This is a genomic window from Candidatus Rhodobacter oscarellae (genome assembly GCF_001078595.1).
GTDB classification, from domain to species: Bacteria; Pseudomonadota; Alphaproteobacteria; order Rhodobacterales; family Rhodobacteraceae; genus Rhodobacter_B; species Rhodobacter_B oscarellae.
The window spans coordinates 2044557-2069589 of sequence record NZ_LFTY01000002.1 but is presented as its reverse complement, the minus strand read 5'-3'; the positions used below and the strand labels follow the sequence as shown (position 1 = coordinate 2069589).

The 25033-nt window shown below is 65.8% G+C and carries 23 protein-coding genes, 2 tRNA genes and 1 pseudogene; 15 read left to right on the top strand and 11 right to left on the bottom strand.

Going from position 1 to position 25033, the window contains the following annotated elements:
• Positions 1-64: 64 nt before the first annotated feature.
• The 6 genes from phnC to AIOL_RS14700 all read left to right on the top strand — a co-directional run bounded on the left by phnC (position 65) and on the right by AIOL_RS14700 (position 6944).
• The gene (gene phnC / locus AIOL_RS14725; RefSeq protein ID WP_049643676.1) at positions 65-874 is read left to right on the top strand and encodes a phosphonate ABC transporter ATP-binding protein; all 810 of its coding nucleotides are present in this window, start codon (positions 65-67) and stop codon (positions 872-874) included.
• A gap of 59 nt (positions 875-933) precedes the next feature.
• Positions 934-1845 carry a phosphonate ABC transporter substrate-binding protein gene (gene phnD / locus AIOL_RS14720; RefSeq protein ID WP_049643675.1) on the top strand — a complete coding sequence of 304 codons (912 nt, stop codon included), beginning with the start codon at positions 934-936 and terminating at the stop codon, positions 1843-1845.
• A 54-nt stretch (positions 1846-1899) separates the two neighbouring features.
• Positions 1900-2775 (top strand): phosphonate ABC transporter, permease protein PhnE, encoded by an 876-nt coding sequence (gene phnE / locus AIOL_RS14715; RefSeq protein WP_049643674.1) that lies wholly within the window; start codon positions 1900-1902, stop codon positions 2773-2775.
• Position 2776: 1 nt separating this feature from the next.
• Positions 2777-4072, top strand: coding sequence for a phosphonate ABC transporter, permease protein PhnE (gene phnE, locus AIOL_RS14710; RefSeq protein ID WP_049643673.1), 1296 nt, complete (start codon positions 2777-2779; stop codon positions 4070-4072).
• On the top strand, positions 4073-4687 hold the full coding sequence (locus AIOL_RS14705) for a chloramphenicol acetyltransferase (protein ID WP_049643672.1): 615 nt from the start codon (positions 4073-4075) through the stop codon (positions 4685-4687).
• Between the two features lie 85 nt (positions 4688-4772).
• A complete protein-coding gene (locus tag AIOL_RS14700) occupies positions 4773-6944 on the top strand; it encodes an esterase-like activity of phytase family protein (protein WP_049643671.1) in 2172 nt (723 codons plus the stop codon).
• A gap of 155 nt (positions 6945-7099) precedes the next feature.
• On the opposite strand, the gene AIOL_RS14695 is transcribed toward AIOL_RS14700, so the two are convergent.
• Positions 7100-7897 (bottom strand): polysaccharide deacetylase family protein, encoded by a 798-nt coding sequence (locus tag AIOL_RS14695; protein ID WP_082152607.1) that lies wholly within the window; start codon positions 7895-7897, stop codon positions 7100-7102.
• A gap of 265 nt (positions 7898-8162) precedes the next feature.
• On the opposite strand from AIOL_RS14695, the gene AIOL_RS14690 reads away from it, so the two are divergent.
• Positions 8163-8239 (top strand) — tRNA-Asp (locus AIOL_RS14690).
• A 174-nt stretch (positions 8240-8413) separates the two neighbouring features.
• Here the strand turns inward: AIOL_RS14690 and AIOL_RS14685 are convergent.
• Positions 8414-10357, bottom strand: a complete 1944-nt coding sequence (locus AIOL_RS14685) for a leucine-rich repeat domain-containing protein (protein WP_049643669.1) — start codon at positions 10355-10357, stop codon at positions 8414-8416.
• Positions 10358-10565: 208 nt separating this feature from the next.
• Between AIOL_RS14685 and AIOL_RS14680 the strand changes: the two genes are divergently transcribed.
• The 6 genes from AIOL_RS14680 to AIOL_RS14655 all read left to right on the top strand — a co-directional run bounded on the left by AIOL_RS14680 (position 10566) and on the right by AIOL_RS14655 (position 15426).
• Entirely contained in the window at positions 10566-10859 is a 294-nt protein-coding gene (locus tag AIOL_RS14680; protein ID WP_049643668.1) for a ribbon-helix-helix domain-containing protein, read from the top strand.
• Between the two features lie 109 nt (positions 10860-10968).
• Entirely contained in the window at positions 10969-11364 is a 396-nt protein-coding gene (locus AIOL_RS14675) for a VOC family protein (RefSeq protein WP_049643667.1), read from the top strand.
• A 33-nt stretch (positions 11365-11397) separates the two neighbouring features.
• Positions 11398-11922 (top strand): twin-arginine translocation pathway signal, encoded by a 525-nt coding sequence (locus tag AIOL_RS14670; RefSeq protein ID WP_049643666.1) that lies wholly within the window; start codon positions 11398-11400, stop codon positions 11920-11922.
• Between the two features lie 12 nt (positions 11923-11934).
• Entirely contained in the window at positions 11935-13503 is a 1569-nt protein-coding gene (locus tag AIOL_RS14665) for a GMC family oxidoreductase (RefSeq protein WP_049643665.1), read from the top strand.
• Positions 13504-13549: 46 nt separating this feature from the next.
• Entirely contained in the window at positions 13550-13993 is a 444-nt protein-coding gene (locus AIOL_RS14660; protein ID WP_082152605.1) for a c-type cytochrome, read from the top strand.
• A 167-nt stretch (positions 13994-14160) separates the two neighbouring features.
• Positions 14161-15426 carry a PQQ-dependent sugar dehydrogenase gene (locus AIOL_RS14655; RefSeq protein WP_235439039.1) on the top strand — a complete coding sequence of 422 codons (1266 nt, stop codon included), beginning with the start codon at positions 14161-14163 and terminating at the stop codon, positions 15424-15426.
• Positions 15427-15801: 375 nt separating this feature from the next.
• Here AIOL_RS14655 and AIOL_RS14650 read toward each other — a convergent pair whose 3' ends face one another.
• From AIOL_RS14650 to AIOL_RS14615, 8 genes are all read right to left on the bottom strand, one after another.
• The gene (locus AIOL_RS14650; RefSeq protein WP_152912543.1) at positions 15802-16491 is read right to left on the bottom strand and encodes a hypothetical protein; all 690 of its coding nucleotides are present in this window, start codon (positions 16489-16491) and stop codon (positions 15802-15804) included.
• 719 nt (positions 16492-17210) lie between these two features.
• Positions 17211-17285 (bottom strand) — tRNA-Glu (locus AIOL_RS14645).
• A 76-nt stretch (positions 17286-17361) separates the two neighbouring features.
• The gene (gene recJ / locus AIOL_RS14640) at positions 17362-19116 is read right to left on the bottom strand and encodes a single-stranded-DNA-specific exonuclease RecJ (protein WP_049643662.1); all 1755 of its coding nucleotides are present in this window, start codon (positions 19114-19116) and stop codon (positions 17362-17364) included.
• Between the two features lie 66 nt (positions 19117-19182).
• Entirely contained in the window at positions 19183-19659 is a 477-nt protein-coding gene (locus tag AIOL_RS14635; protein WP_049643661.1) for a hypothetical protein, read from the bottom strand.
• A gap of 239 nt (positions 19660-19898) precedes the next feature.
• Complete coding sequence (gene glpX / locus AIOL_RS14630) at positions 19899-20873, bottom strand: class II fructose-bisphosphatase (protein ID WP_049643660.1); 975 nt, start codon at positions 20871-20873, stop codon at positions 19899-19901.
• Positions 20874-21673: 800 nt separating this feature from the next.
• Complete coding sequence (locus AIOL_RS14625; RefSeq protein WP_049643659.1) at positions 21674-22135, bottom strand: GNAT family N-acetyltransferase; 462 nt, start codon at positions 22133-22135, stop codon at positions 21674-21676.
• Between the two features lie 16 nt (positions 22136-22151).
• Positions 22152-23438: a homoserine dehydrogenase gene (locus AIOL_RS14620; RefSeq protein ID WP_049643658.1), complete on the bottom strand. Its 1287-nt coding sequence runs from the start codon at positions 23436-23438 to the stop codon at positions 22152-22154.
• Positions 23439-23496: 58 nt separating this feature from the next.
• Positions 23497-23796 (bottom strand): hypothetical protein, encoded by a 300-nt coding sequence (locus AIOL_RS14615; protein WP_049643657.1) that lies wholly within the window; start codon positions 23794-23796, stop codon positions 23497-23499.
• 98 nt (positions 23797-23894) lie between these two features.
• Between AIOL_RS14615 and AIOL_RS14610 the strand changes: the two genes are divergently transcribed.
• Both AIOL_RS14610 and AIOL_RS26150 read left to right on the top strand, forming a co-directional pair.
• Positions 23895-24494 carry a TetR/AcrR family transcriptional regulator gene (locus AIOL_RS14610; RefSeq protein ID WP_049643656.1) on the top strand — a complete coding sequence of 200 codons (600 nt, stop codon included), beginning with the start codon at positions 23895-23897 and terminating at the stop codon, positions 24492-24494.
• On the top strand, positions 24491-24613 hold the full coding sequence (locus AIOL_RS26150; RefSeq protein WP_268760213.1) for a hypothetical protein: 123 nt from the start codon (positions 24491-24493) through the stop codon (positions 24611-24613). The genes AIOL_RS14610 and AIOL_RS26150 overlap by 4 nt, the downstream gene beginning before the upstream one ends.
• Before the next feature lie 5 nt (positions 24614-24618).
• Here AIOL_RS26150 and AIOL_RS26325 read toward each other — a convergent pair.
• Positions 24619-24855, bottom strand: a pseudogene (locus AIOL_RS26325) (hypothetical protein); the annotation flags it as partial.
• Positions 24856-25033: the final 178 nt, after the last annotated feature.

Genomic DNA, 25033 nt, shown 5'->3' with positions numbered 1-25033 from the left:
TAAATACGTCACAAATCCGAATCTGAGCCAGTGCTACCCCGCAACAACCGAAGTTGGGGGCCGCATGTTACGGTTAGAAAGTTTGACGAAGCGCTTTGGCGCAAAAGCTGCCGTGGACAACGTCTCCATCGAAGTCAGCAAGCCCATGATGATTGGCATCATCGGGCGCTCGGGCGCGGGGAAATCCACGCTCTTGCGTGTGCTCAACCGCCTGGCGGAGGCCACCGAGGGCACGGCGGAATTCGAGGGCCGCGATATCCTGGGACTACGGGGCCGCGAGATGCGCGCCTGGCAGTCCGATTGCGCGATGATCTTCCAGCAGTTCAACCTGGTGCCGCGCATGGACGTGGTCTCCAACGTGCTGCACGGCACGCTGGCGCGGCGCTCGACGCTGGCCACGGTGATGAACCTCTATCCGCAAAGCGACATCCATATGGCGATCGACATCCTCGACCGCCTGGGCATCGCCGAGCAGGCCCCTAAGCGCGCCGAGGCGCTCTCTGGTGGCCAGCAGCAGCGCGTCGCCATCGCCCGCGCCCTGATGCAGGACCCCAAGATCATCCTCGCGGACGAACCCATCGCCTCGCTTGACCCGATGAACGCCCAGGTGGTGATGGAAAGCCTGCGCCGCATCCATGACGAGGACGGCCGCATGGTGATCTGCAACCTGCACACGCTGGATACGGCGCGGCGCTATTGCGACCGCGTGATCGGGATGCGCGATGGGCGGGTGGTGTTTGACGGCACCCCAGAGCAGCTGACCACCGGTGTCGCGCGCGACATCTATGGCGCCGATGCCTCGTTCTCCGAGGCCGCCACATCGACCGAGATCGAAACCCTAAACGCTCCCCAGGCCGTCCCCGTGACGGCCTAATTTTTTCCGCCGGGCCTGTCGAGACAGACAGATCTGGCACCAACCCCGTGGAGAGACCCATGAAAAAGACCATCGCGACGATCCTGGCCACCACGGCCATCTCTACCGCCGCATTCGCGGACGGCCATGCCATCACCGAATTCCGCATCGGTCTGCTTGGTGGCGAGAACGCCCAAGACCGCCTGAACAACAACGAGTGCCTGCGCGCTTACACCGAGGAAGCCCTTGGCGTTCCCACCAAGCTCTTCGCCCCGGCTGACTACGCTGGTGTGATCGAGGGCCTCGTCGGCGGCACACTGGACATGGCCTGGCTGGGCGCGTCCTCCTACGCCGCGACCTACCTGCGCGACGCCGAGGCCGTCGAGCCGGTGCTGGTTAAGATCAACCTGGACGGCTCCTACGGCTACCACTCGATCGGTTTCGCCCGCAAGGACAGCGGCATTGCCTCGATCGACGACATGCAGGGCAAGGTCTTTGGCTTCGGCGACCCCAACTCCACCTCCGGCTACCTGATCCCCTCCATCGAGATCCCGCAGTACAAGGCCGGCATCACCATGGAGTCGGGCGAGTATTTCGGCGAGGTTAAGTTCACCGGCGGCCACGAGCAGACCATCGTTGCTGTGAACGCGGGCGACATCGACGGCGGCGTGACCTGGGCCGACGGCCAGGGCGACTGGGAAGACGGCTACAACTCGGGCGCGCTGCGCCGCGCCGTGGACGCCGGCCTGGTGGACATGAACGACCTGGTGCAGATCTGGAAATCCGCGCCGATCCCCGAGGGCCCGATCGTGCTGCGCAAGTCGCTGCCGGCGGACGCAAAAGCGAAGATGGTCGCCCTGGTGGACGGTCTGCACGAGGCGGATGCCGACTGCGCCTATGGCGTTGCGGCGGGTGACAGCCTGGGCTTCGACCCGATCACCCACGAGGCCTACATCTCGATCATCGAGGCGCGCAAAGCAAAGTCGAACTAATCGACGCAACCAAAATGTAGGGCGGGACAAGTCCCGCCCTACGATTGCAGGCACATGACAGACATCTCCCACCCAACGCAGACGCTCGGCGAGATTCGGACGGGCTATCTGGCCCTGGTCCGCCAGCGGCGGCTTTATTCCTTTGTCGCGATCTTCATTTTCGCGGCCCTGATGATCTCGGGCTTCAACCTGGCCGAGGGTCGCAACGGCGGCAGTTTCTGGGGCGGGATCGATAACTTCTTTGACTACCCGGTCGAGGTGATCGCCGAGGCGGCGGGCAAGCTTGACGAGATGCCCGGCCACTTCGTGAACTTCTTCCCGGCGCTGGTCGAGACGGTGAACATCGCCGCGGTCTCCACGCTGATCGGCGCCTTGCTGGGGATCCTGTTCTCGCTGCTGTCGACGCGCGGCATGGCGCGGTTCCCGGCGCTGATCCCGGTGTTCCGCCGGGCGATGGATATCATGCGCGCGGTGCCAGAGATCGTGGTCGCATTGGTCCTCATCTTCATTCTGGGCGGCGGCCCGGTGCCGGCGATGATCGCCATCGCGATCCACACCACCGGCGCGCTGGGCAAGCTCTTCTCGGAGGTGAACGAGAACGCCTCGCTCAAGCCCGTCGAGGGGCTGCAAAGCGTCGGCGCGAACTGGTGGCAGCAGATGCTGCTGGGCGTGGTGCCGCAGGTGGCGCCGAACTGGCTGAGCTACGCGCTCCTGCGGTTCGAGATCAACATCCGCGCCTCCGCGATCCTGGGCTTTGTCGGCGCGGGCGGGCTGGGCTACGAGCTTAAGATCGCCATCCAATGGGGCCAGGGCAAGCTGGACGATGCGGTGGCGCTGTTCCTGCTCTTGTTCATCACAATCATCATCGTGGACCAGGTGTCGGGCTATATGCGCGGCAAGCTGACCCACGGCTCGGCAGGGCAGCAGTAATATGACCGACATCGCCGCGCTTCAGACCCAGGCCACGCAGATATTCCAGCGCAAGCGCATGATCGCCTTCGGCGTGCCGGTGCTGGTGCTGCTCTACCTGGCTTATGTGTTCTTCGCCTTCAACATGCCCGACCTCTGGGCGCGGGCCAGCGCCGATAACGCGCGCAGCCTTGTGGCGGACACCTATAGCCACAAGACCCATGTCACGCTGGACAACCGCTCTGGCGAGGTCACGGTGGCCATCGAGGGCGAAAAGAAGGGCCGCTATCCCGAGGGCATGAGCCCGGACTGGGTAACCCTGGGCGAGACCACGGTGATCGACCTCGAGGAAGGCCACGTTGTGACCTTCGGGCCCGAGCAGATCACCTATGACGTGCCAGATTTTGGGCTGATGAGCTTCGAGGTCTCCCGCGCCCGCGGCGTGGTGGCCGACTACCCGGTGGACACGCTGCCCGACTGGATCAACGCCTCTAAGAACCGCGTGACGATCACCACCGAGGCGGGCCGCCTGACGATCACCCGCAACCGCACCGAGGTGCTGCGCTACTTCACCGGCTGGGAGCTGTTCTTCTTCACGCTCGACAGCCCCTATCACGGGCTGAGCGTCGCGCAGGTCATGAGCCGCGCGGCCAGCGGCGAGGCCGGGGCCATTCTCAGCGACTTCTGGAACAACAAGATGTGGCTGCACAAGGATGTGGCCTGGGCGATCTTCGAGACCATCCTGATGGCCTTCCTGGGCACGTTCGGCGCGGCCATTGTGGCGCTGCCGATGGCCTTTGCCGCGGCCCGGAACTTTGCGCCCTTTGTGGCGCTGCGGTTCGCGATGCGGCGGCTGTTTGACTTCTTCCGCGGGGTCGACGCGCTGATCTGGACGATTGTGCTGACCCGCGCCTTCGGGCTTGGGCCGCTGACCGGCGCGCTGGCGATCCTGATCACCGACACGGGCACCTTCGGCAAGCTCTTCTCGGAGGCGCTGGAGAATGTGGACGAGAAGCAGATCGAGGGCATCCAGTCCACCGGCGCCAATGCCGCGCAGAAATACCGCTTTGCCGTGATCCCGCAGATCATGCCGGTGCTGCTGAGCCAGGTGCTTTACTTCCTGGAATCCAACACCCGCTCGGCCACGATCATCGGCGCGATCACCGGCGGCGGCATTGGCCTGCTGCTGACCCAGGCGATCATCACCCAGAAGGACTGGGAGGAAGTCACCTATTACATCGTGCTGGTGGTGCTGATGGTGATGCTGATGGACACGTTCTCGGGCTGGCTGCGCAATAAGCTGATCAAGGGCCAGTAGATGGCGCGACTGAGTGCCGACGGCCCGGTGATCGCCGAGGGCTGCATGACCTATGGCTCCAGCTTTGGCGCCTATACCGAGCTGCACGAGGGCTGCCGGGTGCTCAATTCCGAGCTTGGCGACTACTCCTATTGCGCGCGGTTCGCGGATCTGGCGAACACCACGGTGGGCAAGTTCGCCAATATCGCAAGCTTTGTGCGCATCGGCCCCACGGATCACCCGATGGGGAACGCCTCGCTGCACCACTTCCTCTACCGCTCGGGGGACTATTTCGACGGGGTCGCGCCGGACGAGGCGTTCTTTGAGCGCCGCAGCGCGCGCCGCGCCACGATTGGGCATGACACCTGGATCGGGCATGGCGCGGTGATCCGCCCCGAGGTCACGGTGGGCCACGGCGCGGTGGTGGCGACCATGGCCGTGGTCACCAAGGACGTGCCGCCCTACACAATCGTCACCGGCATACCCGCCAAGCCCATGCGCCCGCGCTTCCCGGCAGAGATCGCCGAGCGCCTGATTGCCCTGGCGTGGTGGGACTGGCCGCATGACCTGCTGCAAGAGCGCCTGCCAGAGTTCCGCGCGCTGCCTGCCGAGGAATTCTTAAACAAATATGAATGACTCGCCCCTGGCTCAGGCGCGCAGTCAACGGGGTGTTACACAGAGCAGATAAGTCTCAGGGTATTCTCAATGAACGGAGGTTCCCGTGAAACACCATCTTCTCTTGGCGGCATCGGCCCTGGCTTTGACAGCCGGCGCGGCGCAGGCCGACATGAACTTTAACCGCATCGCCAGTTTCGAGACGACGCTCAACATGGCCGCGGGCGAGGATCTGAGCCGCGAGACATCCGCCGAGATCATCGACGTGACCGCCGATGGCATGACGCTGGTCTATACCGACAGCCCGCTGGGCGTGCTGGGCCTGATCGACATCACCGACCCAAGCAACCCCGCCCCCAAGGGCAACGTCGCCCTGGATGGCGAGCCGACGGCGGTGGCGGTTGTCGGCACCACGGCCTATGCGGGTGTGAACACATCGGAAAGCTATGTCGCGCCCTCGGGCCACCTGGCCGCCATCGACACCGCCACTGGCACCGTCACGGCCACCTGCGACCTGGGCGGCCAGCCCGACAGCATCGCGGCGTCCAAGGACGGCAGCTTTATTTCGGTCGCGATCGAGAACGAGCGCGACGAGGATCTTGGCGACGGGCGCACCGGCCAGATGCCCGCGGGCTTTCTGGTGATGGTCAACACCACCGAGGGCGGGCTTGACTGCGCCAGCCTGAAGAAAGTCGATATGACCGGCCTGGCCGAGGTCAGCCCCGAGGACCCAGAGCCGGAATTCGTCGACATTAACGGGCTCGGCGAAACCGTTGTTTCCATGCAGGAAAACAACCACATGGTGGTTGTCTCCGCCGACGGCTCGGTGCTGAGCCACTTCTCCGCCGGTGCCGTGGATCTGGACATGATCGACGCCACGGACGAGCGCGCCATCCTGCGCTTTGACGAAAGCCAGCCGGGCCGCGTGCGCGAACCCGACGCGGTGAAATGGCTGGATGACAACCATTTCGCCACCGCCAACGAGGGCGACATGGACGGCGGCTCGCGCGGCTGGACGATCTTTAACAAGAACGGCTCTGTGGTCTATGAGAGCGGCGTGAGCTTTGAGCATGCGCTGGTCCAGATCGGGCATTACCCCGACAAGCGGTCCGACAGCAAAGGCGTCGAGCCGGAGTCGATTGAGACCGCCACCTTTGGCGGCACCCCGATGGTCTTCGTGGGCTCCGAGCGCGGCTCTGCCGTGGGCGTCTATGACGCCACCGACCCGGTGAACCCGGTGCTGAAGCAGATCTTGCCCTCGGGCATCGGGCCAGAGGGCTACGCGGCGATCCCCGAGCGCAACCTGCTGGTTTCGGCCAACGAGAAGGACCTGATCGAGGACGGCGGCGTGCGCGCGCATGTCATGATCTTCGAGTACCAGGACGCGCCGGCGATGTACCCGACGCTGACCTCGGAGGGCGCGGACGAGCTGATCGGCTGGGGCGCGATCTCTGGCATGGTTGCCGATAAGGACGGCATCGTCTGGGCGGTGAATGACAGCTTCTACCTGTTCCAGCCGACGATCTTCAAGATCGACACGAAGACCACGCCTGCCACCATCGTCGACGCCATCCGCGTGGTGCGCCAGGACGGCAACCCGGCGCAGCAGATCGACATGGAGGGCATCACCCTGGACGGCAAGGGCGGGTTCTATGTGGCCTCCGAGGGCCGCACCGGTCGCGTCATCCCGCACGCGATCTACCACGTCTCCGCGGATGGCGTGATCAAGAACCGCAAGGGCGAGATCGGCCTGCCGCCAGAGCTGATGGCCGTCGAGAAGCGCTTTGGCTTCGAGGGCATCACCAAGGTCGGCGACACGCTATGGATGGCCGTGCAGCGCGAGTGGAAGGACGACCCCAAGAACCACGTCAAGCTGGTGGCTTACAATCTAGAGACCAAGGAATGGGGCGCGGTGCACTACCCCAAGGCCGAGCCTGCGAAGGGCTGGGTCGGGCTGTCCGAGATCGTGGCCCACGGTGATTTTGTCTATGTGATCGAGCGCGACAACCAGATCGGCTCGAACGTGGTGACCAAGAAGATCTACCGCATCCCCGCCGCCGAGATGGTGCCTGCGCCGCTGGGTGGCACGCTGCCTGTGGTGTCCAAGGAAGAGGTGCGCGACCTGATCCCTGACCTGCAATCCTTTGGCGGCTATGTCGTTGATAAGGTTGAGGGCCTGGCGATCTTCGAAGACGGCACGGCCTGGGTGTCCACCGATAATGACGGCGTGGATGACAGCTCTGGCGAGACGTTCTTCTGGTCGATCGGCAATCTCTGATCGCTCCATCCGGAGTTACGCATGGAAAGAGCGCCCCCGGGCGCTCTTTTCTCTTTTGGCGACGCGTGCGCGGCTTTGGAGGGGGCCAGGGCAAGGGCGCCTCGTCTGCGGGTCACGCCAGCTGCTCCGGCATCCCAGCCGCCAATCGGGGTCGCCTATTGCAGCGCGATCAGGTCCGGCTTGCCCGTGGGCTTCACCACCCCGGCCACGCGCTTGAACTCGCGCATCTGCCATAGCGGCCAGCCCATGAGCTGGCTGAGGCTGCCGAATTGCAACCCGCGCTCGATCAGCCCGTCGAACGTGCCCGGCATGGCGCGCACGGTTGGGCTATGGATGTCGTGGCTGAGGATGATCGAGCCCGGCACCGAGTTCGCCACGATGCGGCGGCGCACCACGGACGAGCCCGGGCGCTTCCAGTCCAGCGGGTCCACCGACCACAGCACCGTGGGCATGCCGCGGGCCTTCCAGAGCATCTTGCGCTGACGCAGGGTGAACGAGCCATAGGGCGGGCGGAAGGTGACGGGGGGGCGGCCGGTGACCTTAAAGATGGCCTCGGTCGTGCGGTCGATCTCGCGCAGCACCGAGGCGTCGCCATGGCGCGCCAGGTTGGGGTGGGTCCAGGTGTGGTTGCCGATCTCGTGCCCCTCGTCGGCGATGCGGCGCACGATGTCGGGCCAGGTGACCACGGAGCGCCCGATCAGATTGAAGGTGGCGCGCAGGCGGCGCTTTTTCAGCTCGTCCAGCAGGATGGGGGTCAGGGTCGGGTGCGGGCCGTCGTCATAGGTCATCGCCACATGCGGGATCTTGGTGCGCACCGCGGTGATCGTGGCGGGCTCGCCGCGCAGCAAATCCGGCGGCAGCTTGATCTCATAGGCGGCCTGAGCCGCGCGCGGCGCGAACGCCAAGGCGGCCGCGCCAGAGGCGAGGAATGTTCGTCTAGATTGCGGCAGCATTACCATTACCCATAGATAAATCTATGACGAGAAACAGGATTCGCTTTCCGCGCCTGACGCAAGCAATCGTGTAACATGTCTTAAGCTTTCATGGCGCGCGTGGCGCGGGCGACACGGGTTTGCGCCTTTGGGCCCAGTTATCCACAGGGCGCGCCAAAAAAGGCCCGAGTTATCCACGGCCGAGACTGTGGTGAAGATTTCCTGCAAATCCGTGCTCAAATACGCTTGACGCCCCAAACCGCTTACCGTATCCCGCCCCTCACGCGCGGTTGTAGCTCAGTTGGTTAGAGTACCGGCCTGTCACGCCGGGGGTCGCGGGTTCGAGCCCCGTCAACCGCGCCACTTATTTCCCTCCAGACGATGAACGCAGGATTAACCCTGCGCACGGTGGGGGCGGCCCCTCCGCGCCGGAGGGCCCGCGCGGCCCTTATTTTGCTGGAAAATCGCGGTCGGCAAAGTGTCGGACTTTTGTCGGCTTTCTGTCGGGCACGCATATGGCTTTGGCCGCTCAGGGGATCACGATCCGCCGATCTTACCTTTCGCTGCACGTATGGCCTCTGCCGCCGCCTTGGCGTGGCCGACAATCGGATTGACCCAACCGATATACTCCTGACCCCAAAGCCGAGCGGCAGTGAGGATCGTCTCGGCATTCAGGGCGAGCCAGGCTGACCATTGTGCGGCTTCTGGGGAAAATGCCGCTGGTAATATCGTGGTGGCGGCCGCTGCGGCACCAAGGGGGGACTTCTTGAACTCGCGTACCACGGCGATAACGGCGTTCTGCGCCAAGGGCCGTCGCGAGCGGGTCAACTGGTCATCCACATCAGGCGCCGCACTATCGCGCGCGACCCCTTGAACCTCGTTATCAAAAGGCGCGTCTTCGCGAGCGATCGCGAGGGCGACCTCGATGTCAGCGGCGTCTTCGGCGGCATCGACGCGGTCGCGCCGATTGGCGGCCTGGCGATCCAGCAGGTCGCGCACCTTCTCGTCCGCCAAGGTCAAACCGGGAAGGGTCTCTACCAGATCCTGGAGTGTCTGGGCGCAGTCACCATCCAGCGGCTCAGACCGGTTCCCGCGTTGGTCGTAAATACGCTGTAGCCGTTGAAACGCCAAATGCGCCCGAACAAGGTCAATCGCATCGCCGCTAAGGCGGTCCCTTAGGGCCAGCGCGCGACGATAGATATCCTCATGGTGGTTGCCGCTTTGGCGAACCAACTCGTCCATCATCTCTCGGAGGTCCTCAAGAGTGGCCAGCGCCACCGGGTCTTGATCAAGCGAGACCGGGCCGGAGTTAAAGCCAAAGCCGTCTTGCGCCCAAGCCAGTTCCAAAGCGGAGGATTGCGACGGTCCCTTGCTGTCCTCGCCGGAAACCTCCCAGGGCAGGGGCTCGGGATAGGGCGGCAGGCTGTTGAGATATTCTAGGAGGGCGGGCATCGCCTCGCGGATCTCCGTAAAGCTATCGTATCTCTTTGCTGGCAAGTTCGGGTCCGCCGCCGCCGCTGCTGTCTCATGTATATAGACCGCGAGCTGTTCCTTTGGCTCCTCTGGCGGGTTTAGGATCACTGCGAATTGCAGCAGAGGTCTGAGATCGGCCACAGCGCTGCCTCTCAAGTTCAGCGCTCGCAATTTGCCCAGCCCCGCGATTGGGGTGAGGTCACTGACCAGGGTGTTGCTGAGGAAGAGGGTCTGCAACTGGCCCAGCCCCGCGATTGGGGTGAGGTCACTGACCTGGGTGCCGCCGAGGCGGAGGCTCTGCAATCGGTCCAGCCCGGCGATTGGGGTGAGGTCGGTGACCTGGGTGCTGTCGAGTTCGAGGCTCTGTAACCCGTCCAGCGCCGCGATTGGGGTGAGGTCGGTGACTTGGGTGCTGTTGAGGTCGAGGGTCTGCAACTGGTCCAGCCCCGCAAGGGGGGTGAGGTCGGTGACCTGGGTGAAGTTGAGGTCGAGGCTCTGCAACCGGCCCAGCCCCGCGATTGGAGTGAGGTCGGTGACCTGGGTGCCGCTGAGGTCGAGGGTCTGCAACTGGCCCAGCCCCGCGATTGGGGTGAGGTCGGTGACCTGGGTGTTGCGGAAGTCGAGGCTCTGCAACTTGTCCAGCCCGACGATTGGGGTGAGGTCGCTGACCTGGGTGCTGTTGAGTTCGAGGCGCTGCAACTGGCCCAGCCCCGCGATTGGTGTGAGGTCGGTGACCTGGGTGCTGAGGATCTGGAGGATCTGCAGCTTGTCTAGCCCCGCGATTGGGGTGAGGTCGGTGACCTGGGTGTAGTCGAGGTCGAGGCTCTGCAGGTTGGTGAGCTCTGCGATTTCCGGCGGCAGTTGGGTCAGCGTTTTAAACGGGTTGTCCGTGAGGCGCCAGAGAGCGAGCCCAGTGCCGCCTTCCTCGCGAACCTTCGCCATCTCGGCCCGCGCCGCGTCATAGGCGGCGCGTTGCTCTGCGTTCATCTGGTCATAGGACATCGCCATATCAGCGCCCGGTCGCCTCTTGATTGAATGCTGGCAATGTGGCGCAGATCGCCTCCGCTGGCCAGGGGCGGTGCGGGCAAGCAGGGCGCCCACCGGACTGGATACCGCCGGAATGCCGCCCATCGCCGCGCGCCGATTTGCTTTTGACGCCATCGCCGTACTAGGGTTGCGCTCTAGTTCAGTGCCAAAATTTTATAGGGAGGACGTCATGTGCCAGATTTTCGCCGGGCAGGACCCGGAACGTTATGCCAGTACCACCCGACGGCTGCGGTTGAACGGCCAGAGCACCAGCATCCGGCTCGAGAACGCCTATTGGCAGGTGATCGACGAGATCGCGGGCAATGATGGGATGACCACGCCGGTCTTCATCTCGACGCTGCATTCCGAGGTGCTGGAGCTGCGCGGCGAGCCCGAGAACTTCACCTCGCTGCTGCGCTGCGCCTGCCTGAAGTTCATGGAGGTCTCGGCGGGCGACGCGGGCAAGGCCATCGCCGCCGAATAGCGGGCGTTTCAAAAGCGCTGAAATAAACGGCAGGTAGTAAACCCATACTACCCCGACGCTTGGCGCCCCGCGCTACCCTAGCTGGACCACATAGCAGGGAGGCGCCGCATTGGCCAAGTGCATCCACTCGATGATCCGCGTGACAGACGAGGCGCGGTCCGTGGCCTTCTACGAGCAGGCCTTTGGGCTGACCGTCGCAGAGCGCCTCGATTTCCCGGACTTCACGCTCGTCTACCTGAGCAACCCCGAGAGCGGGTTCGAGCTTGAGCTGACCGTCAACAAGGGCCGCGCCGCGCCCTACGAGTTGGGCGACGGCTACGGCCACCTGGCGGTCAGCGTCGACGACCTGGACGCCGAGCACGCCCGCCTGGAGGCCGCCGGCCTCGCCCCCCGCAAGCTTGTCGCCTTCGCCCCCGCCGGCGAGGTCTTCGCGCGGTTCTTCTTCGTGGCCGACCCGGACGGCTACCAGATCGAGGTGCTGCAGCGGGGCGGGCGCTTTCAGTGACACAGAACCAAAACCACCCAGGGAGGAGAAATCATGACCCAGGCACACGGCCCCAAGGGGCTTACCCGCCGCCAGCTTCTGGCGCGCGCAACATCGGCCAGCGCGTCCCTTGTGGTCGGCGCGGGCTTTCTGGCGTCCACCGACGCCGCATGGGCGATGGAGACCACCGCGCTGCAGCCCGAGACCATGGCCACCCTGGTGCAGATGGCCCGCGACATCTACCCGCATGACCAGGTCGGCGACGAATTCTATGCCACCGCCGTCAAGGGCTATGACACCGAGGACGCCGCCCCGGGCATCGAGCAGGGCATCGCCAAGCTGAACGCCGCCGCCCAGGCCTCGGGCCATGGCAGCTACCTGGCCATGGGCTGGGAGCGCGACCGCGTCGACATCCTGCGCGCCATGGAGGGCGACGCGTTCTTTCAGCAGATCCGCGGCGGGCTGGTGACCGGGCTTTACAACCAAAAGGCCGTCTGGCCGATCTTTGGCTACGAGGGCGCCTCTTTCGAGTTCGGCGGCTACATCGACCGCGGCTTTAACGACATCAACTGGCTTTAGGAGGAGGCGATCATGTCAGCACCTTTTGATCTGAGCGACGACTCTGTAGTGGTCGTCATTGGCACCGGCGCGGGCGGCGGTGTTCTGTCCAACGAGCTGGCCCAGAAGGGCGTGAGCGTGGTGGCGCTTGAGGCCGGCGGGCGGCACTACCCGGAGGATTTCATCAACGACGAATGGGCCAGCTTCGTGCAGCTGGCCTGGCTGGACGCGCGCACCACCTCGGGCGACTGGCGCGTGGCCAAAGACTTTGCCGGTCTGCCCGCCTGGATCGTGAAATCCGTGGGCGGCACCACGCAGCACTGGGCGGGGGCCAGCCTGCGCTTTCAAGAGCATGAGTGGAAGGCCAAGACCGCCTATGGCGCGGTCGAGGGCGCGAGCCTGCTGGACTGGCCGATCGACGCCGCCGAGATGGACCCCTGGTACAGCAAGGCCGAGGACAAGCTGCAGGTCACCCGCACCGGCGACCGCCCGGGCCTGCCGGGCAGCAACAACTACAAGGTCTTCGAGGCCGGGGCCAAGGCGCTGGGCTATCAAGACGTGCATACCGGCCGGATGGCGATCAGCTCTAAGGAGAACGGCGACCGCATCATGTGCCAGCAGACGGGGTTCTGTTTCCAGGGCTGCAAATGGGGCGCCAAGTGGTCGGCGGGCTATCACGACATCGAGCAGGGCGAGGCGACCGGCAACCTTGAGGTCCGCCCGCAATCCCATGTCGCGCGCATCCTGCATGGCGATGACGGCAAGGTCACGGGGGTCGAGTATTTCGACGCCGACGGCAATCTGCAGATGCAGAAGGCCCGCGTGGTCTGCCTGGCGGGCAACTCGTTTGAGAGCCCGCGGCTGCTGCTGAACTCGGCCTCGTCGATGTTCCCCGACGGGCTGGCGAATTCGTCCGGCCAGGTCGGCAAGAACTACATGCGGCACATGACGGGTTCGGTCTATGCGGTGTTCGACAAGCCGGTGAAGATGTGGCGCGGCACGACCATGGCGGGGATCATCACCGACGAGTCGCGCCATGACCCAAGCCGCGGCTTCGTGGGCGGCTACGAGATGGAGACGCTCAGCCTGGGCCTGCCCTTCATGGCCGCCTTCCTCGATCCCGGCGCCTGGGGCCGCGAGTTCACCACCGCGCTGGACCTCTACGAGAACATGGCCGGCATGTGGCTGGTGGGCGAGGACATGCCGCAGGAAAAGAACGGCGTCACCCTGTCGGACACCAAGGACCAATACGGCCTGCCGGTGGCGAATGTGCATTTCGATGACCACCCCAATGACATCGCCATGCGCAACCACGCCTACCAGCAGGGCCAGGCGGTCTATGACGCGGTGGGAGCCACGCGCACCTTCCCGACGCCGCCCTATCCCTCGACCCATAACCTGGGCACGAACCGGATGTCGGACGACGCCAGCATGGGCGTGGTGAACCGCTGGGGCCAGACCCACGACATCGAGAACCTGTTCATCTCGGACGGCTCGCAATTCACCACGGGCGCGGCCGAGAACCCGACGCTGACCATCGTGGCGCTGGCGATCCGGCAGGCGGATCACCTTGCGGGCGAGCTGGGGAAGGGGAACCTATGATAATCTTATGGCGGCGCTATGATGGCGCCGCCGCCGGTCGGTTGTAATGGTTACTTCGGAGGACGTGATGCCCAGGGCTTGCCCGCAACTCTCCGTGCTTTTTCGGGCGCTTTTGGGCGCGTTTTTTGGGGCGCTTTGCCTGGCCGGCGCCGCCTGGGCGGCGGAGGAGACCTCAAGCCAAGACGCGGCAAGCGAAGAGGTGGCCACAGCAGAACCGGCCGCCGCGGCTCTGCCGGGCGACGCGGCGGCGGGCAAAAAGCTCTACCGGCGCAACTGCCGGGCCTGCCACGGCGCGACGGCCAAGGGCGCGTCGAGCTATCCCAAGCTGGTCGGGCATCCCGCCGCCTATCTGATCGACAAGGTGGTGCGCTATCGCGAGGGCGAGAAGTTCGGCCCCAACACGCCGCTGATGGCGCAGCGGGTCAAGAAGCTGTCGGACCAGGACATCGCCAACGTCACCGCATTCATTATTTCCCTACCGGACGACTAGCGCTATGATTGTTTAACACCGGCGCGCATCCCTGTTTTGCGCGCATAAGGCGAGCGCCGGCGGGGCGCGATAAGACGCCCCCCAAAAAGAGCGCGACCGAGGCCGATCACCATACCGAACCAAGACCTCTCGAGCAGTTAAAAACATGCGATTTGGGAGGAGTTCCTATGACTTTACGCTTTAAGATGACCTCGGCGCTGGCCTTTAGCGCGGCGTTCTGCGCCAGCACCGCGCTGGCGCAGAACACCACCAGCCTCAGCTACGAGCTGGTGCTGGGCGGGCTAGAGAACCCCTGGGACATGGCGTTCCTGGATGACGGCACTATGCTGTTCACCGAGAAGTGCAAGGGCCTGTCCGTGCGCATGCTCGACGGCACTGTGAACGCGCTTTACGGGATGGGCGGCGTGGGCGGCTATGCCTCGAACGGCGACGACCTATTCTGCGAGGGCCAGGCGGGCATGATGGGCGTGGCCTTCGACCCCGCCTTTGCCGAGAACCGCCGGATCTATGTCTACTCGACCTCCAACATGACCGCGCCGGGCACCAACCGGCTGATGCGGATGGTGGTGAATGACGACTTCACCGGCGTCTCGGACCGCACGGATATCGTGGACGATGTGGAGTACAAGCCCCTGGCCTCGGACCACCCGTTCGGCGGGCCCGGCGCACATAACGGCGGGCGGGTGCGCTTTGGCCCCGAGGGCGCGTTGTGGCTGACCACCGGTGATACGCATAACGAGGACGTGCCGCAGAGCCCGACCCTGATGGGCTCCAAGATCATGCGCATGGACACCGACGGCAACGCGCATCCCGGCAACAACCCGCCCGATGGGTTCGACGCGCGCACCTTCACCTATGGGCACCGCAACGTGCAGGGCATCGCCTTCCACCCCGGCACCGGCAACCCGATCACCGCCGAGCATGGGCCGTGGCACTCGGACGAGATCACCTTCCTGGTGAATGGCGGCAATGCCGGCTGGGACCCGCGCGGCAACATGGCGGGCCGGGGCGACTGCCCGGACGGCTATTGCGGCTACAGCCCCAACCAGATGGACGGGATGGACCGCTACGAGCGCGCGGCGTTCATGCCAATGACCGACCTAGAGACCTACCCCGACGCCATGGTGCCGATGTGGGACAATAATGGCTGGTCGCAGGGCACCTCGTCGAACGCCTTCCTGGCCGACAACTGGGGCGCCTGGTCGGGGCAGATGGTCGTGGGCATCATGGGCATCGGCTTCGGCGGCACGCCGATTGGGCAGCGCATCGACGTGTTCGAGCTGTCCGATGACGGCCAGGAAGTCTATGACGTGGTCGAGATGACCCTGCCCGAGGGCATGGAGGCCGGCCGCTTCCGCTCGGTCGTCGTGGGGCCGGATGGCAGCCTTTACGCGGCGGTCGATGAGGGCATGATCCACAAGTTGACGCCTTAGGTTCACAGCGTGCTGCCAAGAAGCTGAACCGCAGCTCTTGGCAGTGCGCCCAAACGATTACGAGGTTGTCCGCGTCCAGCCCTTATCTGATGGCTCAGGTGAGAGGCCGGACGCTATAGGCAACAGGTCGTACCGACCGCTTGTGCCCGTTGCACAGAAGGGATATCTGCGAGAGCCGGTCTTGGCGCGGCGCAATTTTCTTGCAAGAAAATTGCGAAACTCTTGCAAGAGTTTCTTCAGCGCGCCCCGAGATGAGTCTTCAATTGCAACCTCTTGCCGCTTGCGGGGCAACTTTCCTTAAAAGGAAAGTGCAAATCTCTTGCAAGAGATTTGGATCATGCCAATGCCCGCTCCAGCCATTCCACCAAGAGCCCCTTATTTACGGCCCAGGACAAACTCCACCGGAATCGCAAAGCGCTGATCGTCGACGCGGATCTGATACGCGCCGTCCTGCAGAGACCAGTCGGTGTCTATGCCCACGCCGGACATGGTGGCGTTGCCGCGCATGAATGCCCCATGGGTGAAGTAGAGCAACCGAGAGAAGCCATTCGGGAATGTGGCCACCACGGTGGCGTCGCCGCCGCCGCCGCGCGCGACCGCGCCGGCGCATTCGCCCATCTGCTGGCCCTGCTCCTGCGCGCAGGGGAATGAGGACCGCGCGTCAAAATCCCTCGATTTGGCGCGCCGCTTGCTGGTGTCAACGCCGGTGGGCAGCACGCCGTCGGGGCCTATCGCGGGGCTTACGCTGGAGGCCAGGACATATCCTTTCGCGCCGCCGTGCAGGGGGGTGACTTGGCACCAGGCCTCGCCCGTGGTGGCCTCGCAGCCATGGTTCAAAAGAAGCGTGCCCGGCGCCAGCGCGCCTAGGAGGTCTGAACCTGTCGCTGGCGCCGCGTATAGCTCGCCCCCCGCCTGGAGGGTTTGCAGCCGTCGGGGACCGCCCGCCTCTGGCGCGGACCAAAGCGTGGCCGGATCGCTCGATTGTGCGAATGAGGACGCGCCCTGAACCCCTGCGGCCCCTAGGGCGACGGCAAACGAGATAGTTCGCAATAGAAAAGCAGACATCGCGGCGCCTTTCCTGAGGTCAATGAGTATTGCTTCAATTGGAGCCCCGAGATTGAGGCGAAACGCCCGCAACTTCAATGCAGAGGTTCCAACTGACCCCGCCGCGGGTCTGGCGGCGAAACTGGGCCTTCCTTGGTTCGGCGCGTGAAGGCCCGCGAGCCACTTGGGAGCTGACGCGCAAAATCGCAGATCCGTTCACATTATCTAAACCCGAATCGCAACACCCTACACGGGTGGTGGTTGGGGAACTACCTTCGAGACAGTCCCCTACCACCACCCGAATATTATGAGGGGCGGCTGGGTTAAGATCACGTGAACTTTGCATGAGGCCAAATCACGCATGCGGTGCGTCTCTGATCGCGTTGGGGGCAGCGCCGCATCGCGTTCGACCGACTTTGCGCCTGCCGGAGCCCCATAGGGCCATCGCGGCATGGGCTGCGGTGCGGTCAGGGCGACCGGGAAAAGCCCGCTGCGTGGCGGCGACATCCGCCTGGCCCAAAAGCGCCGCCCGGGTGGTGCGCCAGGGATTCTTTGTAAGGGTACGCCCTTGGGCGGGGAATTCTCACGAAGAATCATTGATTTACGCGGTGAGAAAGTGTCCCGCCGACCCATTCCCGGCCTGAACCAAACATTTAAGCTGACCCGCGATGTGTCCTACCGTGGTCATCGACAGCGATCCGCTGTCTAAGTCACTGATTCTCAACGGGGAAACACCCGATTGGCAGTCCCTAGGGGAATCGAACCCCTCTTTCCAGGTTGAAAACCTGGCGTCCTAACCGATAGACGAAGGGACCGCGCTATCGAGTGAGCGGGTTTTAGGAAAAGCGCGCGGCAAGGGCAAGGGGGTATTTGCACCAATTGCGGCGTAATTTATCCGGCCCGTGCGGCGTCCTCCAGCCGAAGCTGCGCCGAGCTGCGGCCCTGCCATCGGTTCAGCTCCAGCCGCCCGGCCAGGTGGAAGGGCGCGCCGCCATGGGCCTCGAGCGCGGGACCCAGCGGGCCGTCATAGGCGCCAAAGCAGATCGCGTCGCGTTTTGCCCCCAGACCGTCGGTGAAGCTGACCTTCAGGTGGCTCTCGCCCACGCGGCGGGCGAAGGCGATCTTGACCTCTGGGAAGGCGAATCGCGGGGCAGGGGCCGCGGCGCCGAAGGGTCCGGCCTGGTCGATCGCCTCGATTAGCTCGACATTGGCCGCGCCGGGCATCAGCACGCCGTCCAGGGCCAGGTCCTTTGGCCCCAGCGCGTCGGCGCCCTGTCGCGCCAGCAGATCGCCCAGCCGCGCCATCGCGGCGTCGAGCTGATCGCGCGCCACGGTCAGCCCGGCGGCCATCTTGTGCCCGCCGCCCTTGACCAGCAGCCCCTCGGCGGCCAGCCGCTGGATCGAGGCGCCCAGGTCGATCCCCGAGACCGAGCGGCCCGAGCCCTTGCCCTCGCCGCCATCCAGGCCGATCACCACCGCGGGGCGGTTCGTGGCCTCCTTTAGCCGCGAGGCCACGATGCCCACCACGCCGGGATGCCAGCCCTCGCCCGCGGCCCAGACCAGCGGCCCGTCCAGGCCGCGCTCCGCCGCCTGATCCAGGGCGGCCTCGCGCACCTGGTTCTCGATCTCCCGGCGCTCTTTGTTGAGCATGTCGAGGCGCTCTGCGAGCGCCGATGCCTCGTGAGGATCGCGGCTCGCCAAGAGCCGCGCCCCCAGATCCGCCTTGCCGACGCGCCCGCCGGCATTCACCCGCGGGCCAAAGACGAAGCCCAAAGTGTAGGAGGAGGGCGCCGCGTCCAGCCGCGCCACATCCGCCAGCGCCACCAGGCCGGGGCGCTGCCGCGCGGCCATCACCTTGAGCCCCTGGCGCACCAAAGCGCGGTTCACCCCCACCAAAGGCGCCACATCTGCCACCGTGGCCAGCGCCACCAGGTCGAGCATCGCCATCAGGTCGGGGGTCTGCGCCTTGCCGCGCAGGCGCCGGTTCACCTCCACCAGCACCAAGAACACCACCCCCGCCGCGCAGAGATGCCCCAGATCGCCGCTTTCGTCCTGCCGGTTGGGGTTCACCACGGCCACCGCGCGGGGCAGGGTCTCGCCGCCCAGGTGGTGGTCCAGCACGACCACGTCCACAGTCGCGGCCTCGAGCGCCTCGTGGCTCAGCGTGCCGCAATCGACGCAGATGATCAGGTCGTGCTCGCGCGAGAGCGCCGCCATGGCCGGCGCGTTCGGGCCATAGCCCTCGTCGATGCGGTCGGGCACATAGAGCGTGGCGTCGTGGCCCATCCCCTGCAACCAGGTGATCAGGAGCGCCGCACTCGCGCCGCCATCCACGTCGTAATCGGCGAAGACCGCGATGCGCTCGCGCCGCTCCACGGCGGCGATAAAGCGCTCGGCGGCGGCGGCCATGTCGCGCAGGGTCAGCGGATCGGGCAGCAGGTCGCGCAGGGCCGGGGCCAGGAACCCCGGCGCCTCCTCCGGCGCCACGCCGCGCCGCGCCAGCACCGCCGCCACGGCGGTGGGCAGCCCGGTGGCCTGCACCATCGCCTCGCGGGCGCGCTCCTCGTCAATGCTGGGCCCGACCCAGCGCCGCCCGGTCAGCGAGGCTTCCACATCTAGATAGGCGCGATTGGTCACGTGTTGCATTGCCTCAGTGTGTCAATATCTGGAGGATAGAGTGGCGATCACAGCCAGATGTTGCAAGAGCTAGGATCAGTCCCCGGTCAATCTGGTGCCGGTCAGCGTCCCGCCCCCATCCACCGGCACGTTGCGGCGTGGCCGCTCTTGCAGCGCGCTGTCATCGTCGCGCACCCCCGCGGTGCGGGGCGCCCTGCCAAGATCGGCGCTGCTGGGCGAGAGCCGCGCCTCAGAGGGGATCGTGATCGGGTCCTGCCCGAGAAGGCAGGCGCCCGCGCGGGCCTCCACCGCCACGCCCTTCACCTTGTCGCCGCCGCCGTTCATGCACAGGCTCACCCCGGTCACAAACACCTGCGGCGCGGCCAAGCGCACCGTCGCCGGATCGCCGGAATTGTTGCGGTTGGCGTTGCCATGGCAGGCGATGAATTCGCCCTTGGGGCCGACAGTGCCGTTGCCCACCGGGTCCCAGAAGGACGCGATCACGTGGCAGGGCTCGTCGGATTTCTCGCGGATCGTGATCCTGTAGAGACCCAGCACGTCGCCCGGGTTCACGCTGAGACCGCGCGGCAGGCTGCCGGGGCGGCCCGCGTCGCCGCTAAACGTGATGGGGCCGCTGGGGCCGGTGAACTCGAACTTGCGCCCCAGATCACCAAGGATCTGCTGTGCAAAAGCGGGGGCGGCAAGAAAAGGGCAAGAACGAGAAGCGCGCGGCGCGTGTCAGAACCTCCGGTCTCTATGGCGGAAACCGTAGGCCAGGCGCGCCGCGCCCGTCAAACCTCACGCGGGTTGGGCTATTTTATCGGGTTGCGGTAGCGCATCCGCCGCACCGAGCCGGTCTTGGAGCGCATCAAGAGCGTCTCGGTCTCCAGGTATCCCGGCTCGCGCTTCATGCCCTGCAGGATCGAGCCGTCCGTGACCCCGGTGGCGGCAAAGATCACGTCCTGGGTCACCATCTCGTCGCGGTTATAGATACGGTCGAAATCGGTGATCCCGGCCTTGGAGGCCCGCCCGCGCTCGTCATCGTTGCGAAAGAGCAGCCGGCCCCACATCTGCCCGCCCATGCATTTCAGCGCGCTTGCCGCCAGCACCCCCTCGGGTGCGCCGCCGGCGCCCATATACATGTCGATGCCGGTCTGCTCGGCCTCGGCGCAGTGGATCACGCCCGCCACGTCGCCATCGGTGATCAGCCGGATCGAGGCCCCGGTGCCGCGCACCGCCTCGATCATGTCCTCATGCCGGGGGCGCTCCAGGATGCACACGGTGATGTCCTGCGGCAGGCAGCCCTTGGCCGAGGCCAGGGCCGAGACCCGCGTCGCCGGGTCCATATCCAGCGAGACGATCCCTTCCGGATAGCCCGGCCCGATCGCCAGCTTGTCCATATAGACGTCCGGGGCGTGCAGCAGCGTGCCGCGCGGCGCCATCGCGATCACCGTCAGCGCGTTGGGCATATCCTTGGCCGTCAGGGTCGTGCCCTCCAGCGGGTCCAGCGCGATGTCGACCTCCGGTCCCTCGCCGGTGCCGACCTCCTCGCCGATGAACAGCATCGGCGCCTCGTCGCGCTCGCCCTCACCGATGACCACTACGCCCTGGATGTTCAGCAGGTTGAGCTGGTCGCGCATCGCGTTCACCGCCGCCTGGTCGGCGGCCTTCTCGTCGCCGCGCCCCACCAGCCGGGCCGAGGCCATCGCCGCCGCCTCGCTGACGCGCGCCAGGCCCAAAGAGAGCATGCGGTCCTGAAAATCGATCTTGGGGGCGGGGCTGGCCATACGGGTAATCCTATGCTTCGGGGTCACTGTCGCGACCTCCCTAACGCGCCGAAGGGGCGGGGCTCAAGGGGGCTCGCGCCGCGTTAGCGCAAGCAGCGCCACGCGTCGCGCCCGTGTGGGCGCCGCGAGGCCGGTGGATCTCGATGGGGGAGGGGCAATGCGTCGCAAGATGCGGAATGCGGCGGGCCCGCCTTGAGGGGTCGTAAGGGTGGCGGGGATGTCAGTCCCGCCGGAGAAGCGCTTCGGCCGGCCAGGTAGCGCGGCGGGGTTAAGCCTTTCGTAACCCTGCGCGCGGTCGTGCTTGCCCAGCGTGGCGGTGTATTGCTTTGTGCTGGGTCTGATTTTGGCTTGGCGGGGACGTTGAAGAGCTACCGCCCCGGGCTTGACCCCGGGCCTCCATCTTGAGCCAAGCGCAACCCGGGCAGCGGCCGACCTGGAGGTTGCTTGCGCGTCAGTCCCATCAACGTCGACGTCTCTGGAAACCAAAACGAATCAAATAGATGGGCGGTTGCAAAAGCGGCCTCCTGGGGGAGGTCGGCCGCTGCCCGAGGCAAGCTCGGGCGGTTGCTCTGCTTGGGTTCTGCTGCGTCTGATATTGGCCTGCAGCAGTCGTTTGGACGGGCCAAATCTCTTGCAAGAGATTTGCACTTTCCTTCTAAGGAAAGTGGCCCCGCGCGCCGGTAAGAGTTTGGGATAGAAGAATCTTTTTGAGGGGCGCTGAAGAAACTCTTGCAAGAGTTTCGCAATTTTCTTGCAAGAAAATTGTGCCGCGCCAATACCCGCTTCAGGCCAGCATCGCCCTAAGGCTGTGCCTCGCCCCGGGCACTCGCGCGCCACTCGTAGCGATTGTCCAGCGCATCGGATCCGGTCAGCTCAAACCCGCAGGACTGGTAGAAACCGTTCGCCGGGCTACCTCTGAGCGCCGTCAGCTGCACGGGCAGGCGCGCGGCGCGCGCGCGATCCTGCACCCGGGCCACCATCTGCCGCCCAAGCCCGGCGCCCTGATGCGCCGCCAGGACGTAGAGGTGATCCAAATAGAGGTGATCCGCCCGCGGCCGCAGCACATAGAACCCCGCCAGGGCGTCGCCCAGGTAGGCCAGCACCGTGTCCTCGGCGGCGTAGGCGCTCAGGAGCCTGTCGCGGGCGCGGTCGGGGTCGAACCGCCCGACGGCCTCGAGGCTGGGGCGCATGGCCTGCGCCCGGATGTCGGCCAGAAGCGCGGGATCGAACCGGCCCGCCGGGCGGAAAGAGGCGCGCTGCATGGGCCGGGGCCGCTCGCTAGACCGCCTCGATGCGGATCGCCACCGGCGTGCCGTCCACCACGTCGCATTGCGCCATGCCGTCCATCGCGGCGTCGAGCGCCTCTTTGGTGGTCTTGTGGGTCACAAAAAGAACCGGGGCGGTGGGCTCGTCATGGCCGTATTGGCGCATCCGGTCGATGGAGACGCCGGATTCGCCGAGCGCCGTGGCCACCTTGGCCAGCGCGCCGGGTTTGTCGAAGAGCTGGGTGCGGATGTAGTAGGGCGCGGGCACGGCGGAATTGGCCGGCGTCGCCGGTTGCAGCCCCGCGGCGGGCTGGCCGAAGGTCGCCAGGCGAATGCCGCGCGCGATGTCCATGACGTCCGACATCACCGCGCTGGCGGTGGGGCCTTCGCCCGCGCCGGGGCCGCGCAGCACGATCTGCTCGACGCTGTCGCCCTCCAGCACGACCATGTTCGTGCCGCCCTCGAGCTGCCCCAGCGGGCTGTCGGCGGGCACCAGGCAGGGCTGCATGCGCTGCTCCAGCCCGCGCCCGGTCATCTGCGCCACGCCCAGAAGCTTGATGCGATAGCCCATGTCGCGGGCCTGCTCGATATCGGCGATCTCGATGCGCTGGATGCCCTCCAGCTGCACGTTGTCAAAGCTGACCTGGGTGCCGAAGGCGATCGAGGCCAAAAGCGCCAGCTTATGCCCCGCGTCGATGCCGCCCACGTCCAGGTTGGGGTCGGCCTCGAGATAGCCCAGCTTGTCGGCCTCCTCAAAGAGCGCGTTATAGCCCTGGCCGGTGGCCTCCATCCGGGTCAGGATGTAGTTGCAGGTGCCGTTCATGACGCCCATCACGCGGGTGATCTCGTTGCCCGCCAGCCCCTCGGTCAGGGCCTTCACCACCGGGATGCCGCCGGCCACGGCGGCTTCAAAGCGCAGCACTTGGCCCGCCGCCTCGGCGGTCTCGGCCAGGGCCTGGCCATGCACCGCCAGCATCGCCTTATTGGCGGTCACCACGTCCTTGCCCGCCGCAAGCGCGGCCTCGGTGGCGGCCTTGGCGGGCCCGTCCGAGCCGCCCATGAGCTCGACGAAGACGTCCACGTCGTCGCGGGTCGCCAGCGCCACCGGGTCGTCCTCCCAGGCGTAGCCGCCCAGGCGCACGCCGCGGTCCTTGTCCCGGGTGCGGGCCGAGACCGCGCTGATCTGGACCGCGCGCCCCGAGCGCGCCTGCAGGAGCGCCGCCTGGCGCTGCACGATCTTCACCACGCCGGTGCCAACGGTGCCAAGCCCGGCTATGCCAAGGCGCAGGGGGTCGGTCATGGGAAAGCTCCGTTCTTGTGGTGGTTTCGCCAGCCCATAGCCGCATTGCGCGGCGGCCTCAACCGCCCAGGCTGCTCAGGCGCGCCGATATGCGCCGCCGGGTCTCTTCGTCGATCACCGGCAGGGCGCGCAGGATCGCGCCGCGCTGGCGCAGGCGCTCGGCGCGCTCCAAGAGCGCCGCGCCGTCCTCGGGCGAAAGCCGCGCCTCCCGGCGCTTGGCCAGGATGTCATCGGCGGGCACCAGGCTGGGGTAGTCCGCGGCCTTGGCGCGCGCGCTCACCGCCGCGTCCAGCTCGGGGAACTGCGCGCAGCCCGCAAGAACGGCGCCCGCCGCCAAGGTTAGCAATAAGATCCTCATGGCCCCCGCCCAGGTGAAGTGTCGCAAGGTTAGCGCGGGGGCGGGCGGGCATGCAAGCGGGGGATTGAAATGAACGCGTGTTCAGATACAAACCGCCTATGGCACGAAAAACCGGCTCACATTCCGAGATCACTGGCCCGCGCATCCGCGCCGCCGCGCTGCAGCTCTTTGCGCGGCACGGCTTCGCGGCGGTCTCGATGCGCCAGATCGCGGGCGAGGTCGGCGTGCAGGCGGGCGCGCTCTACCTCTACACGCCGGACAAGCAGACGCTGCTGTTCGATCTGCTCGAGGCGCATATGGTGGAGCTACTGGACTCGTGGTCCAAATCCGAGGCCGGCGGCGATCCGGTCCAGAACCTAGAGGCGTTCTGCCGCTGCCACATCCAGTTCAACCTGTCGCATTCGGATTCGCTGTTCATCTCTTACATGGAGCTGCGCAACCTGGACCCCGACAACTTCGCCAAGATCGAGGCCTATCGGAAGCGCTACGAGGACGCGCTGGAGGCGATCCTGAAGGCGGGCACCGAGGCCAAGCTGTTCTCGCTGCCCGACACCAAGCTGGCCACCATGGCGGTGATCGCGATGCTGAACGGGGTGAACACCTGGTTCCGCGAGGGCGGGCGGCTGAGCCAGGACCGCGTGGAGCGGATCTATTGGAACATGGTGCGCCGCGCGGTCGGCGCGAAGGGCTTTTCATGAGCGTTGAACTGGGCGAGGGCGACGTCATCCTTGCCATCAAAGCGAACGCGTTCCGGCGCGGCGTGACATTGGCGGCGATGGTGAACAGCCAGGGGGCCAGCGGTCGGGTCGCCTGGTAGTCGCTGGCCGCCCTGTGAACGCGCAGGAAGATCGCCTGGAAGAGGTCGTCGCGTTCGCCCGCGCCGACGCCGGCGCGAACTAAATAACCGTAGACCGGGCGCCTATAGGCGGCGAGTAGGGCGGGAAAGGCCGCCGTGTCGCCCCGGACATGGCGCGGCAGCCAGCCCCGTTCCTCCAGCGCGACCACACGCTCGGCCGGGGCCGGCGGTGCTTTGCTCACCTCGTCCGATCCCGCCGCCATCGGCCCCGATCTCCGAGCTGTTTCACAGGCATCCATACCCCTCCGTACCCGGTGGGCCTGGAAAGGTTTCAGGATCGCGAAAAAATACGCCGGAATTTGGACCGGGGCGGAAAATCGCGTAAGCACGGTGGCAGTGGACTTCGACGGGAGGGGCGGAAATGTCCGGTGAAAGACCTCA